The sequence below is a fragment of the Streptomyces sp. NPDC107581 genome (assembly GCF_055657175.1).
This window is the reverse complement of sequence record NZ_JBVKBH010000005.1, coordinates 327,689-341,688: the sequence shown is the minus strand read 5'-3', so window position 1 is coordinate 341,688 and position 14,000 is coordinate 327,689. Positions and strand designations below refer to the sequence as shown.

15 protein-coding genes are annotated in these 14,000 nt (G+C 71.5%); 12 read left to right on the top strand and 3 right to left on the bottom strand.

Translation table 11 applies throughout. From position 1 onward, the window contains the following. Positions 1-216: 216 nt before the first annotated feature. From ACZ7P3_RS14840 to ACZ7P3_RS14820, 5 genes are all read left to right on the top strand, one after another. Positions 217-459, top strand: coding sequence for a hypothetical protein (locus tag ACZ7P3_RS14840; RefSeq protein WP_472081495.1), 243 nt, complete (start codon positions 217-219; stop codon positions 457-459). Continuing rightward, complete coding sequence (locus ACZ7P3_RS14835) at positions 459-2,747, top strand: heavy metal translocating P-type ATPase (RefSeq protein ID WP_472081493.1); 2,289 nt, start codon at positions 459-461, stop codon at positions 2,745-2,747. Before ACZ7P3_RS14840 ends, ACZ7P3_RS14835 begins: the two co-directional genes overlap by 1 nt. Then, the gene (locus ACZ7P3_RS14830; protein ID WP_472081491.1) at positions 2,744-3,286 is read left to right on the top strand and encodes a copper chaperone PCu(A)C; all 543 of its coding nucleotides are present in this window, start codon (positions 2,744-2,746) and stop codon (positions 3,284-3,286) included. The genes ACZ7P3_RS14835 and ACZ7P3_RS14830 overlap by 4 nt, the downstream gene beginning before the upstream one ends. 134 nt (positions 3,287-3,420) lie before the next feature. Then, the gene (locus tag ACZ7P3_RS14825) at positions 3,421-4,131 is read left to right on the top strand and encodes a hypothetical protein (RefSeq protein ID WP_472081489.1); all 711 of its coding nucleotides are present in this window, start codon (positions 3,421-3,423) and stop codon (positions 4,129-4,131) included. 237 nt (positions 4,132-4,368) lie between these two features. After that, a complete protein-coding gene (locus ACZ7P3_RS14820; RefSeq protein WP_472081487.1) occupies positions 4,369-4,959 on the top strand; it encodes a sigma-70 family RNA polymerase sigma factor in 591 nt (196 codons plus the stop codon). 234 nt (positions 4,960-5,193) lie between these two features. Here the strand turns inward: ACZ7P3_RS14820 and ACZ7P3_RS14815 are convergent, their stop codons facing one another. Next, positions 5,194-5,805 carry a DJ-1/PfpI family protein gene (locus ACZ7P3_RS14815; RefSeq protein ID WP_472081485.1) on the bottom strand — a complete coding sequence of 204 codons (612 nt, stop codon included), beginning with the start codon at positions 5,803-5,805 and terminating at the stop codon, positions 5,194-5,196. Positions 5,806-6,102: 297 nt separating this feature from the next. Between ACZ7P3_RS14815 and ACZ7P3_RS14810 the strand changes: the two genes are divergently transcribed. The 6 genes from ACZ7P3_RS14810 (at position 6,103) to ACZ7P3_RS14785 (ending at position 11,093) form a co-directional block, all read left to right on the top strand. Beyond that, on the top strand, positions 6,103-6,318 hold the full coding sequence (locus ACZ7P3_RS14810; protein ID WP_472081483.1) for a hypothetical protein: 216 nt from the start codon (positions 6,103-6,105) through the stop codon (positions 6,316-6,318). Positions 6,319-6,420: 102 nt separating this feature from the next. After that, positions 6,421-7,236 carry a hypothetical protein gene (locus tag ACZ7P3_RS14805; protein WP_472081481.1) on the top strand — a complete coding sequence of 272 codons (816 nt, stop codon included), beginning with the start codon at positions 6,421-6,423 and terminating at the stop codon, positions 7,234-7,236. Positions 7,237-7,380: 144 nt separating this feature from the next. After that, on the top strand, positions 7,381-8,034 hold the full coding sequence (locus ACZ7P3_RS14800) for a superoxide dismutase family protein (protein WP_472081479.1): 654 nt from the start codon (positions 7,381-7,383) through the stop codon (positions 8,032-8,034). Then, positions 8,013-8,600 carry a copper resistance CopC family protein gene (locus ACZ7P3_RS14795; RefSeq protein ID WP_472081477.1) on the top strand — a complete coding sequence of 196 codons (588 nt, stop codon included), beginning with the start codon at positions 8,013-8,015 and terminating at the stop codon, positions 8,598-8,600. Before ACZ7P3_RS14800 ends, ACZ7P3_RS14795 begins: the two co-directional genes overlap by 22 nt. A gap of 606 nt (positions 8,601-9,206) precedes the next feature. After that, on the top strand, positions 9,207-10,658 hold the full coding sequence (locus tag ACZ7P3_RS14790) for a PepSY-associated TM helix domain-containing protein (protein WP_472081475.1): 1,452 nt from the start codon (positions 9,207-9,209) through the stop codon (positions 10,656-10,658). Between the two features lie 219 nt (positions 10,659-10,877). Continuing rightward, positions 10,878-11,093, top strand: coding sequence for a heavy-metal-associated domain-containing protein (locus ACZ7P3_RS14785; RefSeq protein WP_472081473.1), 216 nt, complete (start codon positions 10,878-10,880; stop codon positions 11,091-11,093). A gap of 68 nt (positions 11,094-11,161) precedes the next feature. Here the strand turns inward: ACZ7P3_RS14785 and ACZ7P3_RS14780 are convergent, their stop codons facing one another. Both ACZ7P3_RS14780 and ACZ7P3_RS14775 read right to left on the bottom strand, forming a co-directional pair. After that, positions 11,162-11,362: a hypothetical protein gene (locus tag ACZ7P3_RS14780; RefSeq protein ID WP_472081471.1), complete on the bottom strand. Its 201-nt coding sequence runs from the start codon at positions 11,360-11,362 to the stop codon at positions 11,162-11,164. A 340-nt stretch (positions 11,363-11,702) separates the two neighbouring features. After that, positions 11,703-12,371, bottom strand: a complete 669-nt coding sequence (locus ACZ7P3_RS14775; protein WP_472081469.1) for a DUF5134 domain-containing protein — start codon at positions 12,369-12,371, stop codon at positions 11,703-11,705. Positions 12,372-13,008: 637 nt separating this feature from the next. Here ACZ7P3_RS14775 and bla point away from each other — a divergent pair. After that, a complete protein-coding gene (bla, locus tag ACZ7P3_RS14770; protein ID WP_472081467.1) occupies positions 13,009-13,929 on the top strand; it encodes a class A beta-lactamase in 921 nt (306 codons plus the stop codon). The last annotated feature ends 71 nt before the right edge of the window (positions 13,930-14,000 follow it).

Sequence of the window (14,000 nt, the reverse complement as noted above, 5' to 3'; positions counted from 1 at the left end):
CGGTTCCCGGGTGCGCCTGCCCTGTCCCGTATCCGCGGCCGCCGGCCTCGCCTGTGGCTCCTTGCTCCGCGGGATTCGGTCAATGGCGTCAGTGATGGTGATGTAAGTCACGATTAGGTCCCGGAACTCGACGCTCTGTCGACCCGACTACTGGAACGGTACGGCTACAACTGCCATCACCTGCACGACGGTTCGATGCGACCAGGAAGGTCGGGCATGGCCGATATTCCGTTGTCACCCCGCTCTACCGGTGTGACCCGCCGCAGACTGCTGCCGCCTCCCGCGCTCTGCGGATTTCTGCTCCTGCTGGTGCTGCTGTTCTCGGTGTCCTATGCCGTCGGGTCGGCGGCGGGGCCGGTGGCGCCCGGCATGCACGGCACCGGAAGAACCGGGGGCAGCGGCGGGAACGGCGGGGGCGTGGACGACATGCCCGGGATGAGCCATGGGAGCGGTGAGTGATGGCGGTCGAACCGACGGCGAGCCTGGTCGTCACGGACATCACCGTGGGCGGGATGACCTGTGCGGCCTGTGTGCGGCGGGTGGAGAAGAAGCTCGGCAAGCTGGCGGGTGTCACGGCCATGGTCAACCTGGCCACGGGGCTCGCCCGGGTCAGCCACCCGGCCGATGTCGCACCCGAGGCCCTCGTCACCGCGGTCGAACAGGCCGGATACCAGGCCACGCTGCCCGTGAGTGATGACGGCGAGGACTCCGAGGCGGCGGACGAGGACGAGATCGAGTCCCGGCGCGAGCGCGAACGGATCACGGTCACCGCGCTGCTGGCCGTGCCGGTGCTGGTGCTGTCGATGGTGCCGGCCCTGCAGTTCCGCAACTGGCAGTGGCTGTGTCTCGTGCTGGCCGCCCCGGTGGCGGTGTGGAGCGCATGGCCCTTCCACGTCCGGGCGCTGCGTGGGCTGCGCCACTCCACGGCCACTATGGACACCCTGGTCTCGCTGGGGGTCGTGGCGTCGTTCTCGTGGTCGGTGTACGCATTGTTCCTCGGCGGGGCGGGTGAGCCGGGGATGCGGATGTCGTTCAGCCTGGTGCCATCCGCGTCCGAGGGTATGGCGCACCTGTATCTGGAAGCGGCCGTGAGCGTCCCGCTGTTCGTGCTGACCGGGCGGTTCCTGGAGGGGCGGGCCCGGCGGGGGACCGGGGCGGCGCTGCGGTCGCTCGCCGAGCTGGCGGCCAAGAAGGTGTCGGTACGCGATGAGCTCGGCGAGCGGTCGATCCCCATCGAGCGGCTGCGCGCAGGGCAGGTCTTCGTGGTGCGCCCGGGCGAGCGGGTTGCGACCGACGGGCGGGTGACGCAGGGCACCTCCGCCGTGGATCTGTCCCTGGTCACCGGCGAGAGCGAGCCCGTGGAAGTGAGCCCCGGCTCGGCTCTGGTCGGCGGCGCCGTCAACGCCGGTGGACTGCTTCTCGTCGAGGCCACGGCGGTCGGCGCGGACACCCAGCTGGCGCGGATCACCCGCCTCGTCACGGAGGCGCAGGCCGGCAAGGCGCGGGCACAGCGGCTGGCCGACGCGGTCGCCGGAGTGTTCGTACCCGTCGTCCTCGCCATCGCGGTGACCGTCCTCGGGTTCTGGCTGGGTGCCGGAGCCGATCCGGAGGCGGCCCTCACCGCCTGCGTGGCCGTTCTCGTCGTGGCCTGCCCCTGCGCGCTGGGGCTGGCGACACCGACCGCCCTGATGGCCGCCACCGGGCGTGGGGCGCAGTTGGGCGTGCTGGTGAGGGGGCCGCGGACGCTGGAGGCCCTTCAGCATGTGGACACGGTCGTCCTGGACAAGACCGGCACGCTGACCACCGGTCACATGACGGTGGCCAAGGTCACCGCGCTGCCGGGCGCGGTCGGGCAGGAGGCGGTGGTGCGGCTGGCCGGGGCCGTGGAGCAGGGCTCCGAGCACCCGATCGGGCGGGCGATCACCGCGTACGCGCGCCGTACGGGGGACGGCGAACCGCTGCCGGACGTGACGGACTTCGCCGCGGTCCCCGGCTACGGGGTCAGCGGCCGTGTGGACGGCCTTGAGATCGAGGTCGGCGCGCCGGACGGCAAGCTGCCGCGCGCGCTGGCCAAGACGCTGACCGTGGCGGAGGAGGCCGCGCACACACCGGTTCTGGTGCGGGTGGACGGCCGAGCCAAGGCGTTGATAGCGGTCGGCGACGTGGTGCGCCCTGGCAGCTACCGGGCCGTGGACCGGTTGCGCCGGCTCGGTATCCGCCCGGTGCTGGCCACCGGCGACCGCAAGGTGCCTGCCGAGGCCGTCGGCGCCGCGCTCGGCATCGACGAGGTGCACGCCCGCTGCACCCCCGAGGACAAGGCCGCCCTCGTACGGGAGCTGAAGCAGGAGGGCGCACGGGTGGCGGTGGTCGGCGACGGTGTGAACGACGCCGCGGCGCTGGCCGGCGCCGATCTGGGCATCGCCATGGGCAGCGGCACCGACGTGGCCATCGGCGCGGCCGACCTGACCCTGGCCCGCGGAGACATCGAAGCCCTTGTCGACGCGGTCGGGCTGGCCCGGCGCACTCTGGGCACGATCCGGGCCAACCTGGCATGGGCGTTCGGCTACAACATCGTCACCGTGCCGCTGGCCATGGTCGGCCTGCTCGATCCCATGGTCGCCGCCGCGGCGATGTCGATGAGCTCCGTGCTCGTGGTGGCGAACAGCCTGCGGCTGCGCGGCTGGCAGCCGTCTGCGGCCCGTGGTCGGGCCGCTGGGACGCGCGGTGGGAAGGCGGGTGTTCGATGAGGCGGATCAAGGGTCGGGTCTCCTGGCCGAGGGGCCTCGACCGGCGGCGGCTGCGGGACGGCACGCTCGCGGTCCTGGTGCCCGTCGCGGCGTGCAGTGTTGCGTTGGCGGGGCTGACCGCCTGGGTCGGCACGGGCCGGGCCGGCAGCCCGGCGCGGGTCCGTGTCACGGAGGGGCGGATACTGCTGCCGTCCGCCGGAGTCCCGGAGACGGCGGCGTTCTTCCGCATCGCCAACGAAGGCGGCTCCGCCGACACACTCGTCCGGATCACCGCACGTGACGTTCCCGACGACGTCACGCTCTCCCGGCACCGCATGAGACAGGGCAACGCGGCCTACCGGTCAGTGATCGACTCCGTCTCCGTCGCGGCGGGCGACAACCTCGCCATGTCGCCGAGCGGGATCGACCTGACGGTGCCCGTGCCCTCGGACGCGTGGCGTTCGGGTGATCTCGTGCCGTTCACCCTGGAGTTCCGACACAGCGGCCCAGTCAAGGTCCTAGCTGTGGTGGTTCGGCCGGGTACGGTGTCGCTGCAGTAGTCGTTCCCTGGGCTCCCTGAGTTCCCGTGTGTCTGCTGTGAGTTGTGTCACCTCCTTGTCGGTGAGTCGGAGGGTGGGTGTTCGTGCGTACCCCCTGACGACGATCGGACCCCGGGTGCGAGGATGAGCGGGCTATGACTGTCCCAGGGTGGTGCCGCACAGCGCGGGCCGGCGTGTTCGCCGCCGCCTGCGTGCTGCTCGCCGCCCTCGGTCACGCGACCATGTCGGGAACCCCCGTCCCCTGGTGGGCCATGGCCGCGGGAGCGATCGGGACCGGCGTGGCAGGCTGGCTGCTGGCCGGCCGGGAACGCGGCCGCACGTCGATCGTCGCGGTCGTGACCGCCGCCCAGGTGGTACTCCACGAGACCTTCTCGCTGGCGCAGTCGTCGGCGTCCGGCCCCACGGCCATGCTCCACACCCGTCCCTCGACGGGCACGGGCGCCGTGGACATGGGCTCGATGGGCAGGGGCTCCATGGGTGGGATGGGCATGGGGTCCGCCGACCGCACGGTCCACGGCATGGCCGGCTTCGACCACATGCACGGCATGCACGACATGGCGGGCATGAGCGGTGCGGCCTCGGTCGGCATGTTCGCCGCGCACCTCTTGGCCGCGGTCCTGTGCGGGCTGTGGCTTGCCCATGGCGAGCGGGCCGTCTTCCGCGTTCTCCGGGCGACGGCGGCCTGGCTGGCGGCTCCTCTGCGGCTGCTCGGGGCCCTGCCCACGCCGTTCCGCCGCCCTGACGTACACAGGCGCCGTGCTGTCGGCGCTCCGGCCCCGGTGCGTCTGCTTCTGTGCTGTTCCCTCACCTTCCGGGGGCCACCCGTGGGTGCCGCTGTCCGCTGAGACAGCCGGATCCACCGGAGCCCCTTGTCCTGTCGTCCTGCGGTGTTCTCGCGCGCAGGTGTGCCCGGACTCTCTTACTCGGCACATCCACGCGCCGCCGCGAGCGGACTGTTCCTGACGGCTCCGGGCATCGCCCTACCTCTGCGTACGGGCGCACCCCATGCGCCGGTGAGCCGTGCCCCCGTGCGGGCCTGGTCCCGGAAGACCCGAGAAGGACATCACAAGATGATCTCTGTCATGCCCGCTCCACGGGCGGATCGTGCCTCCGCGGACGCGTCGGCGACCGCGTGGGCGCTGGCCGCCCGCGGCGGAGACCCCGATGCGGCCGAGCACTTCGTCCGTGCTCTGCACGGTGACGTGCTGCGCTACGTGGCTCACCTCAGCGGTGATCCCCAGACCGCCCACGACCTGACCCAGGACACGTTCGCGCGGGCGTTCGGCAGCCTGCACCGTTACGAAGGCCGGGCCTCGGCCCGTACCTGGCTGCTGTCGATCGCGCGCCGCGCGGTCGCCGACAGCCTGCGTCGCGCCGCGGTCCGTCCCAGGATCGCGGACGCCGTCGACTGGCAGATGGCGGTGGAAGGCACCCAGCCCTGCGGCCTGCCGGGCTTTGACGACGGCATTGCCCTGCTCGACCTCCTGGAGACCCTGCCCGACGAACGTCGGGAGGCGTTCCTGCTGACCCAGGTGGTGGGCCTGTCGTACGAGGAGGCGGCGGGTTTCGTCGGCTGTCCTGTCGGAACGGTCCGCTCCCGGGTGTCCCGAGCCCGCGTGACCCTCGTACGGCTGTTGCAGGAGGCCGAGGCGGCGAGCACTCTCGCTGCCTGACGCCTTTCGGCGCTGTGAGCGATGTTGTCTCCATCCCCGGCGGCACGGTCCTCGGATCGGGCCGTGCCGCCGGGAACTCGACCGCAAGGGCGGCCGACTACGGGGGTGTGGGAATCAACATCAAGCGGTTGCGTTGGCCGGTGCCGCACGACGCCGGAGGACGAGGGCGTGGAGGACGACGGCGCCCGCCTCAGCGCCGGGGCCGCCGACCGCTGAACCGGGGGTGAGTCCGCGTCAGGCCCCGGAGTCCCGGACGGGCTCCGGAGCCTCGTACTGGATCCCCGACCGCGTGGACTCGGCAGCCTCGGGACCGTCGTAGCGGGCCACCAGGTGCAGGGCCATGTCGATCCCGGCCGACACCCCGGCACTGGTGACGACGGTCCCGTCGTCGACGAACCGCGGCCCGCGCCGCACGTCGGCCGAGGGGTCGAGCCTCGCGAGCTTGTCGAGGTAGTCCCGGTGGGTGGTGGCGGGGCGGCCGGCCGGCAGGCCGGCGGCGGCCAGCACCAGCGAACCCGTGCACACGCTCGCCAGGACGGTGCCCCGCTCGTGCAGGCCGCGCAGCGACTCCAGGTGAGCCGTGTTCTTGAACGGGGCACGGGTGCCGTTGCCACCGGGATGGACGAGCAGGTCGAGCGGCGGCGCCCCGTCGAGCGCGTGGTCGGCGACGAGGCCGAGGCCCTTGGAAGCCCGCACCACTCCCACGTGCGGGCCGACGGCCATGACGTGCACCGACGCGGTCGAGATGGGTGAGGCCCAGAACCCGAGCACCTCCCACGGTCCCACCACATCGAGTTCCTCGACGTCTTCGAAGAGCAGTACTCCGATGGTCAGGTCGTCGGCCACGGCCGCCACCCCAGCGGGCGGGTACGGACGGCACGGGGCTTCCCGGTGCCGTTTCTCCCAGCCGGCGCCGGTGCCTCCCCACGTAGTCGTCGACGAGTCCTGACCGGTTCCGCGGAGACGCCGGGTACGCGAAGCATCGGGGGCGAAGCAGCGCACGGACGCACTCGGCCGTGCCTCGACCGCTCCGCACGCCGGCGCGTGCCACCGGGCGCCCGGGGGTATGTCCCGGCCATACCGGACGCCGGGCGACGGCAAAGGGACCTGGCCCCCGGACTCCCCGTCGAAAGGCAGCGCACGATGAACGAGATCACCGGTCTTGAGCCCCTGGCGACCTTCTGCGGAAACTGCAACTGCGGATGCCCGCAGCTGTTCGTCGACCCGAGCGCTCCCGCGGACCGCCGCGTCCTGCTCACCGACGACTTCGGACAGCGCGTCCAGATGAGCGCCGACCAGTTCGCCTCTCTGGTCGAGGAGGCGAAGGCCGGAAAACTGGACGGCATAGCCACCCCCTGACGGCCGCCCCCCGACAGATCACAATGAACCGCCGCGCGGCTGAATGAAGGACCGCTCCCGTCCGTAAGAGGCAATGAGCCCATCGGTACGAGGAGTTGACTGGTGTCCCGGAGTCGGCGCGGCGCGACGCGCCCGATGACCCGCGTGACGTCGGCCGGAGAACGTGTCGGCCACCCACGCGCGCTGTCGGCGGCGGTCTTTGCGGCCGTCTGCGTGGTCACGACCGCACTGGGACACGCCCTGATGTCCGGCGACCTGCTGCCCTGGTGGGCGTTGGGCGTGGCGATCACGGGGACCGTCTCGGCCGGCTGGTGGCTCACCGGCCGGGAACGCGGCCCCGTGACCGTGGTCGGTGTCACGACCGTCGCGCAGGGGCTGCTCCACCTGCTGTTCGACCTGGCACATGAGATGGCTCACGGGCCGGCCCGCGCGCCGGAGGCCGGATTCGCCTCTGGTATGGACCACGCGATGATGTTCTCCCCCTCCGGAATGGTCATGCACATGGACCAGTCCGGGTCGGGCATGGCCATGGCGCGCAGCGGAACGGCAGGCACGTCCCACGTCTTGCCGACACTCCCCGCGGCGGCCCACCAGGGCGCCGCCGCCATGTTCCTGGCACACCTTCTCGCCGCCGTCGTGTGCGGGGTGTGGCTGTGGCGCGGCGAGACGGCGATGTACCGGCTGGGCCGGGCGCTCGCGGTCCTCCTCTTTGCGCCGCTGAGGCGCGTCCGCCGTCTGCTCGGGCGCCCCGTCCCCGATCGCCGGACTCTCGCGGGCCGGACGGTACCGGACGCCACCCCTGCCTCGCTCACGGCTCTCGCCGTGCTCAGACACGCCGTCGTCCGCAGAGGGCCGCCACGGGAAGGCTCGGCAGTCCTTCGCGCGTCCTCCGGCCTGTTGTCCGCCGTACGCTCCTGAACCTCCCGGTCCGCCGGGGCCGACAGGGCCGATGCACGTGCGCTGCTGCCGCCCGCCTCGTGTGTTCCTGTCCACCTCGGCCCGGCACAGCGCCAGTCCGCCCGCAGCGGCGGCGCGTGTCCCCATGCTTCGATCGGGATTCCCATGCAGCACGTCACATTCGTCCACCCGTCCGGGACCGACTGCCCGCTGACGCTCCAACCCCGGCGCCGAGCCTCCCGGTTGGCCCTCGGTACCGTCCTCGCGACCACCCTGACCGTCCTGCTCACCGGCTGCGGAGGAGACTCGGCCGCCGACACCTCCGCCCACGGCGGAGCGTCCGCCTCGTCCTCCGCCCACGGCATGCAGGGCATGTCCGACAAGGCGATGGGCGACCCTTCGGCCACCCCCGCCTACAAGATGCCCGGAGCGACCGTGACCAAGGGCATCTTCAAGATGTTGGACACCCGCCCGCCGGGCATGAACGACGTCAAGGGCACAGCCTGGCTGGCCCAAGGCTCCAAGGGCACCACGGTCACCGTCTCCCTGACCGGTCTCAAACCGGGGCACGTTTACATGGCCCACCTGCACGCCCAGCACTGCTCGGACGGCAATGGCGGGTCACACTTCCAGTTCGACAAGGGTGGGCCGACCATGCCCCCGAACGAGATCCACTTGATGTTCACCGCCGATAAGTCCGGTATGGGCATGACCACGGTGACCAACTTCCGTAAGACCGGCAAGGACGCGGTCGCGGTCGTCGTCCACCCCAACGAGGCACAGGACAACCGGATCGCATGCGCCGACTTCGACTTCTGACGACGACGGCCGGACCCGCCGCGTGCGCGTGCGCGCTGCTGCTCCTGGGCAGCGCACCCGCACACGCCCACACCGCTCTCCAGAACGCCACACCCGCCCCCGGGGCCACGGTCGGCGCCGGGACCGATGTGGTGGCGCTGACCTTCGGCAGTCTGACGTCCGGCATCGCGCCGAAGATCAGCATGGTCGGACCGGACGGCAAGGAAATCCCGGTCGGGCAGCCGGTCGTCACCGGCACGACCACGGCCTGTGCCGCCGTGTCCCCGCTGCCCAAAGGGGTCATCACCCTCACCTACTCGGTCACCGCGGGAGACGGTGACGCCCAGACCAACGCCTACCAGTTCGAGGCCGCCGACGGCACCAAGCCCACCGGCACCCCGGCGGCCTGCGCGGATCTGAGCCTGCCTGCCCCGCGGACGGGGGGCTCGGACACCGTTCTGGGCCTCGGCCGCACCGCGGCGACTGCCACCCTCGCGGGGACGATCGCCGTGGCCGCGGGCGGCGGACTGTTCGCAGCCCGCACAGCACGGCGCCGCAGAGCGCCGGAAGGGAGCGGAGGCGGGTGATCTGACGTCCGGACTCCCGTATGCCGCGGGACGGGAGTCCGGTCCGGTCCTACCGGATGGTGGCGATCGCCGGAACCGAGGCAGGGCTGCGACCGGTCCACAGGGCGGCCGCGGAGTCCTGGCCGCAACAGCCGGCGGTCGGCGGGCCGAGCCCGTCGGCCGCCGCCCGCACCGGGACGGGATGTGGCGACGTGGCGGCCGACGGGCACAGGCCGGGCCACGCTCGGGAAGGCGAATTCCATCGTGGCCCGGTGCCGTCATCGTGGCACGGCGCCGGCGGGCAGGGGAGCGCAGACGCGGGACTGTCCCACGTGAGGATTGTCCCCGCGACGCCGGGGAACCGACGGGCGCTCTCCGACGACTACGTGAGAACGGCCCACACCCACTGACCAGTCGGGACGGCGCCCGGTACGGCACTCCGGGCTCACCGGTTTGGACGTCGGTCAAGATTCGAGCGATCGCCAGGGAACTGGGGCGCCCTTCCATCCGACTGTTTCAAGACAGCGGCCGAAACGGGCCACTGGAGCGACGTCGCGGCGGTCCGACTGCCGGGCGTCGAGCGTCCGGCACGAGTGCCCTGCACCGCCCACCCAGCACGAGGTATCAATGACATCCACGGACTCGGAAAAGCCCAGCCCGCCGGTACCAGCCGGTGACAGAGCCGGGGCCACGGCCACCGCGACGGCCACGAAACCGACGACGACCGCTCCCGCCCGGCGACCGGGGGGCTTCGGTGCCCTGCTGGCACGGCTGCACTTCTACGCCGGGATCCTGGTGGCGCCGTTCCTGCTGGTCGCGGCGGTCACCGGCCTGCTGTACACCTTCACGCCCCAGCTGGACTCGCTCGTCTACGGCAGGGAACTCCACGTCGCCCGCACCGGTGACAGCGCCCGGCCCGTGTCCGAACAGATAGCCGCCGCACGCGCCGAGCATCCGAAGGGCACGCTGACGGCCGTACGTCCGGGGAGCGGCGACGACACCACACAGGTGGACTTCGCACTGCCCGAGCTCGGGGAGAAGACCCACACCGTCTATGTCGACCCGTACACGGGCAAGGTCAGGGGACAGCTGACCACCTGGTACGCCGAGACTCCGCTCACCACGTGGCTGGACGCCCTGCACCGCAACCTGAACCTCGGGACCGTCGGCCGGTACTACTCGGAGATCGCCGCGAGCTGGCTGTGGGTGCTCGTCCTCGGCGGTCTGGTCCTGTGGTGGCGCCGCCGGCACGGCAAGCGGACCGCGCGGCGCCTGCTGCTGCCGGACCAGGCGGCGAAGAAGGGTGTGCGGCGTACTCGCAGCTGGCACGCCGCGACCGGACTCTGGCTCTCCATCGGCCTGCTGGGCCTGTCGGCCACCGGCCTGACGTGGTCGCGCTACGCCGGAGCGAACTTCGGCGAGGCGCTGGACGCGCTGCACTCCCACACGCCTGCGGTGGCCACCTCCCTGAAGACCGGCACGAAAGCCTCCGGCGCCGCGAAGAGCGCCGACCCGGCCGCGATCGACGGCGTCCTGAAGGCGGCGCGTGCCGACGGCGTCGGCGGGCCGGTGGAGATCGTGGTGCCCCAGGACGGCGCCACCGCCTGGACTGTGACGCAGACCCGCAATCTCTGGCCGGTCGGACGCGACAGCGTCGCCGTCGACGCCGCCACCGACCATGTGACCGACCGGGTCGCCTTCGCCGACTGGCCGGTGATGGCCAAGCTCACCCGTTGGGGCATCAACGCCCACATGGGCACTCTCTTCGGCCTCGTCAACCAGATCCTCCTGGCCCTGCTCGCCGTCGGCCTGATCTGCGTGACCGTGTGGGGCTACCGCATGTGGTGGCAGCGCCGCCCCACCCGCTCCGACCACCGTGCTGTCCTGGGCGCCCCGCCCGCCCGCGGAGCCTGGCGCGCCTTGCCGTCCTGGACTGTCGCCGTCGGCATCGTTGTGGTCGCTGTACTCGGCTGGGTTATCCCCCTGTTCGGCATACCGCTGGCCGCGTTCCTTGCCGTCGACCTGGCTGTTGGCGTGCTTCGGAGCCGCCGCAGGGCCGGATCCGCCTCCACCGGCTGACCGCCATCTGGGCCGGGAACGTGTCGTGTCACCACCCGGCCCGGTGAACGACGGCGGGCGCCGCAGGTAATGCTCCTGCGGAGTGACACGCACCATATCCGGGAACTCGCCCTGGAAGCGCGACGACTCAGTGGTGGACGGCACCGGATGAACACGTGAGCCGGTGCCGTCCGTACAAGGAGGCGTACGGACGCCTCACCGACACCCAGGAGTTGCGCCATGGCACGGAACCAGTACTTCGTCACCGGCATGAGCTGCGAGCACTGCGCCGCAAGTATCACCGAGGAGGTCTCCCGGATCCCCGGTGTCACCGAGGTGGACGTCGACGTCACGGCGGGCTCGGTCTCCGTCGGCGGCACGGACCTGGACGACACGCGGTTGCGCGCGGCGATCGTGGAGGCGGGATACGAGGTCACCGAAAGGGTCGCGGCCTGACGGACCCGTCCCCTTCTCGGCCGCCCGGCGGACACCGGCTTCGGCGGCCGGGAGGAAGGGATCACTCCTCAGCACTCGCCAGGGCGTCTGGGGCCGGGAATGTGCCGGTGGCCGCGCGGGCCGGACACGGCGCGGTTCATCGCCAGGTGCAGCACCCCGCTGGTCACCAGCCCCGCGGCAGCACCGACCACCGCCCCAGGTGCCCCTTCGACGAAGGAGCCGAGCCAGGCGTATCCGGCGACGAGTATCGCGGTGGTCAGAGCGGACAAGGACCATACCCTGCACAGGTGTTCGCCCACCGCCGTCCATCCGCGTGCACGGGTGACCGGCCGTTCCCAGGGCCACGCGCCATCCACCAGGGCCGCCCGCCTGCCGAGTGCTCCGGGCATGACGCCTCACCCCTGCTTCTCCGCCGCTGTCCCGCCCACTGTGTTTCCGGCCATGGACGGCTCGACGGTTTCCTCCCCACCCGCAACCCCGGGAAACAACGGGCCGACAGCTTCTTGCGGCGCGCTGCCGACGGGCGCGAGCCGGGCGCTGATCACGTTCCGGCCCGACCGTGCCGGCCTGTCGCACCGAGGTGTTCCCCATACCTGTGACTCGGCGACGTCACGCGAGCACGGCGAACATGACGGCCATTCCCAGCGACATCGCCGCATGACACGACGGCGCCAGGGCACCGGCGTGTCCCGCCTCCGCCACTGGGCCGTCCTCCGGATGCCTCCCGTCCCCATGTCTGGGCCGCGCCCGGTCGAGCGCACGGGTCAGCCAGGCCACCCCGAGGCTCCCCAGGACGATCGCGAGAAGCACCGCCGTCGTGACGGGCCATGGCCCGGTCAGACTCATGGAGGCGATTCCCGAGCCACCCGACATGTCCATTCCGGCCATGTCGGCCATCCCGCTCGACCCGGCGGCGCCGGACATCGTCGCGGAGGAATCCATCGCCGCCACCATCCACGCCATCGCTCCCATCATCACGACATGCGGGAGAGCGGCGAGTATCGCCCGACCCGGTGATGTCACCTCCGCGCGGAAAGGAGCGGCAGCCATGAACCACAAGGCGCCCACGGAGAACAGCACAACCTGCGGCACGACCGGCAGGTCCATGCCCCACGGCCAGGTCATCGCGATCATCAACGCCCCCATCGCCGCGTGCAGGGCGTGATCCACCCGATCTGCGATGCCCGCTCCAGGCAGAACCAGCCTCCACACGCCGTACAGGACCGGCACGGTGAACATCAGACTCAGAACCCAACGCAGCCCGCTCGCGGCAATCACCAGACCACCCCAACTCCAAGACACCGCATGGCGCCGACGAACAATCTCGGGGCCGGACGCACGGGCATGGTGGGCGAACGGACGGAAGACGGGGCAGGCACCCGCAGCGCACGCCACCGCAGGGGCCACGGCGGCGCGGGCATGGAGGCACCTGGCCCTCATCCACCGAGAACGCGTACCTGGCGAACGGCCACAACAGGAGTCGGTGCGACAGCAGAGTGAGTTCCGGAAGCCCGCTATGAGCGCGGTCACACTGGTGGCGGGAGGCCGCCAGTTCGACCTTTTCAGCGCGGCCACAGATCGGGTGACGGCGGTGAGGTGGGTGGACAGCGACAACGCCAGAGGCTCCCGCGCCGTTGAGGGAGGTGTTCGAAGTCTCAGTCCATCGGCGCAGGAGCCTCGTTGGTTCCGTACCCTGCCGCACTCGACCTGCTCCACGTCCAGGGCGAGTGGGCCACGTACGGGCACCTCAGCCCGGACTCGACGGGGGCGTGCCGGTCGGAGAGCCGACTGGATATATCAATAAGTTATGACCCCTTCAAAGTTCCCTCTTGGACATGAGTGACGTTCGGCTGTTTCGCTGTCCACGTCGAAGATCCACCAAGCCGACGACGGACGACCTGGGAGAACTCTGCACATGACCAGTGCCAACCCGCTGCCGCGCCGCCGCCTGTTCCAGGCCGGTCTCGCCCTCACCACCGCCGCCGCCCTCGCCCCCGCCACGGCGGCACCGGCCGCATCGGCGGCCCGGCGCCCTTCAACGGCGGACCCGCACACCGAGTTGAGCGATCTGGAAGAGCGCTACGGCGCGCGTCTGGGCGTGTACGCCCGGAACGTGCGCACCGGCGCGACCGTGGCGTACCGCGCGGGGGAGCGGTTCGCGATGTGCTCGACCTTCAAGGCGTTCGCGGCCGCGGCCGTCCTGCGCGACCACGGTGACTGCGCACCTCTGGACAGGGTCGTCCACTACCCGCCGAGGGACATCCTGCCGAACTCGCCGAAGACCGAGGAGCACCTTGCCACCGGTATGCCGGTGGGGGACCTGTGTGCGGCCGCGATCCAGTACAGCGACAACGCGGCCGGCAACCTCCTGCTGCGCCAGATCGGCGGACCGGACGGCCTCACCCGGTTCTTCCGGTCGCTCGGTGACCGGGTGAGCCGGCTCGACCGGTGGGAGACCGATCTGAACACCGCCGTCCCCGGCGACCTGCGCGACACCACGACGGCGGAGGCCATCGGCCGCACCTTCGAACGGCTGACGCTGGGGCGGGCGCTGGGCGAGGCCGACCGCGCGCAGCTGGTCACCTGGCTGAGGGGCAACACCACCAGTACGAAGCGGTTCGGCGCGGGGCTGCCGCAGGGGTGGGTCCTGGGTGACAAGACCGGAACCGGCGACTACGCGAGCGCCAACGACATCGGCGTCGCCTGGACGACCCGGAACACCCCGATCCTGCTCGCCGTGCTGTCCACCAAGGCGGCCAAGGACGCGCCCGTGGCCGACGAGCTGATCGCCGAGGCGGCACGCGTCCTGGCGCGCACCCTGGCCCCCGGCGAGTAGGCGCCCGGCAAGTCACTGCCGGTTCGGCCGCTCACTGCCGCTCCCCTGCCGTCCACATGGAACAGGAGTGG

Bases quoted from the DNA above. Each gene is read 5' to 3' on its own strand.
- ACZ7P3_RS14825 (WP_472081489.1), top strand. From the start codon at position 3,421: ATGACTGTCCCAGGGTGGTGCCGCACAGCGCGGGCCGGCGTGTTCGCC.
- ACZ7P3_RS14820 (WP_472081487.1), top strand. From the start codon at position 4,369: ATGCCCGCTCCACGGGCGGATCGTGCCTCCGCGGACGCGTCGGCGACC.
- ACZ7P3_RS14785 (WP_472081473.1), top strand. From the start codon at position 10,878: ATGGCACGGAACCAGTACTTCGTCACCGGCATGAGCTGCGAGCACTGC.
- ACZ7P3_RS14830 (WP_472081491.1), top strand. From the start codon at position 2,744: ATGAGGCGGATCAAGGGTCGGGTCTCCTGGCCGAGGGGCCTCGACCGG.
- ACZ7P3_RS14800 (WP_472081479.1), top strand. From the start codon at position 7,381: ATGCAGCACGTCACATTCGTCCACCCGTCCGGGACCGACTGCCCGCTG.
- ACZ7P3_RS14790 (WP_472081475.1), top strand. From the start codon at position 9,207: ATGACATCCACGGACTCGGAAAAGCCCAGCCCGCCGGTACCAGCCGGT.
- ACZ7P3_RS14810 (WP_472081483.1), top strand. From the start codon at position 6,103: ATGAACGAGATCACCGGTCTTGAGCCCCTGGCGACCTTCTGCGGAAAC.
- ACZ7P3_RS14835 (WP_472081493.1), top strand. From the start codon at position 459: ATGGCGGTCGAACCGACGGCGAGCCTGGTCGTCACGGACATCACCGTG.
- ACZ7P3_RS14795 (WP_472081477.1), top strand. From the start codon at position 8,013: ATGCGCCGACTTCGACTTCTGACGACGACGGCCGGACCCGCCGCGTGC.
- bla (WP_472081467.1), top strand. From the start codon at position 13,009: ATGACCAGTGCCAACCCGCTGCCGCGCCGCCGCCTGTTCCAGGCCGGT.
- ACZ7P3_RS14840 (WP_472081495.1), top strand. From the start codon at position 217: ATGGCCGATATTCCGTTGTCACCCCGCTCTACCGGTGTGACCCGCCGC.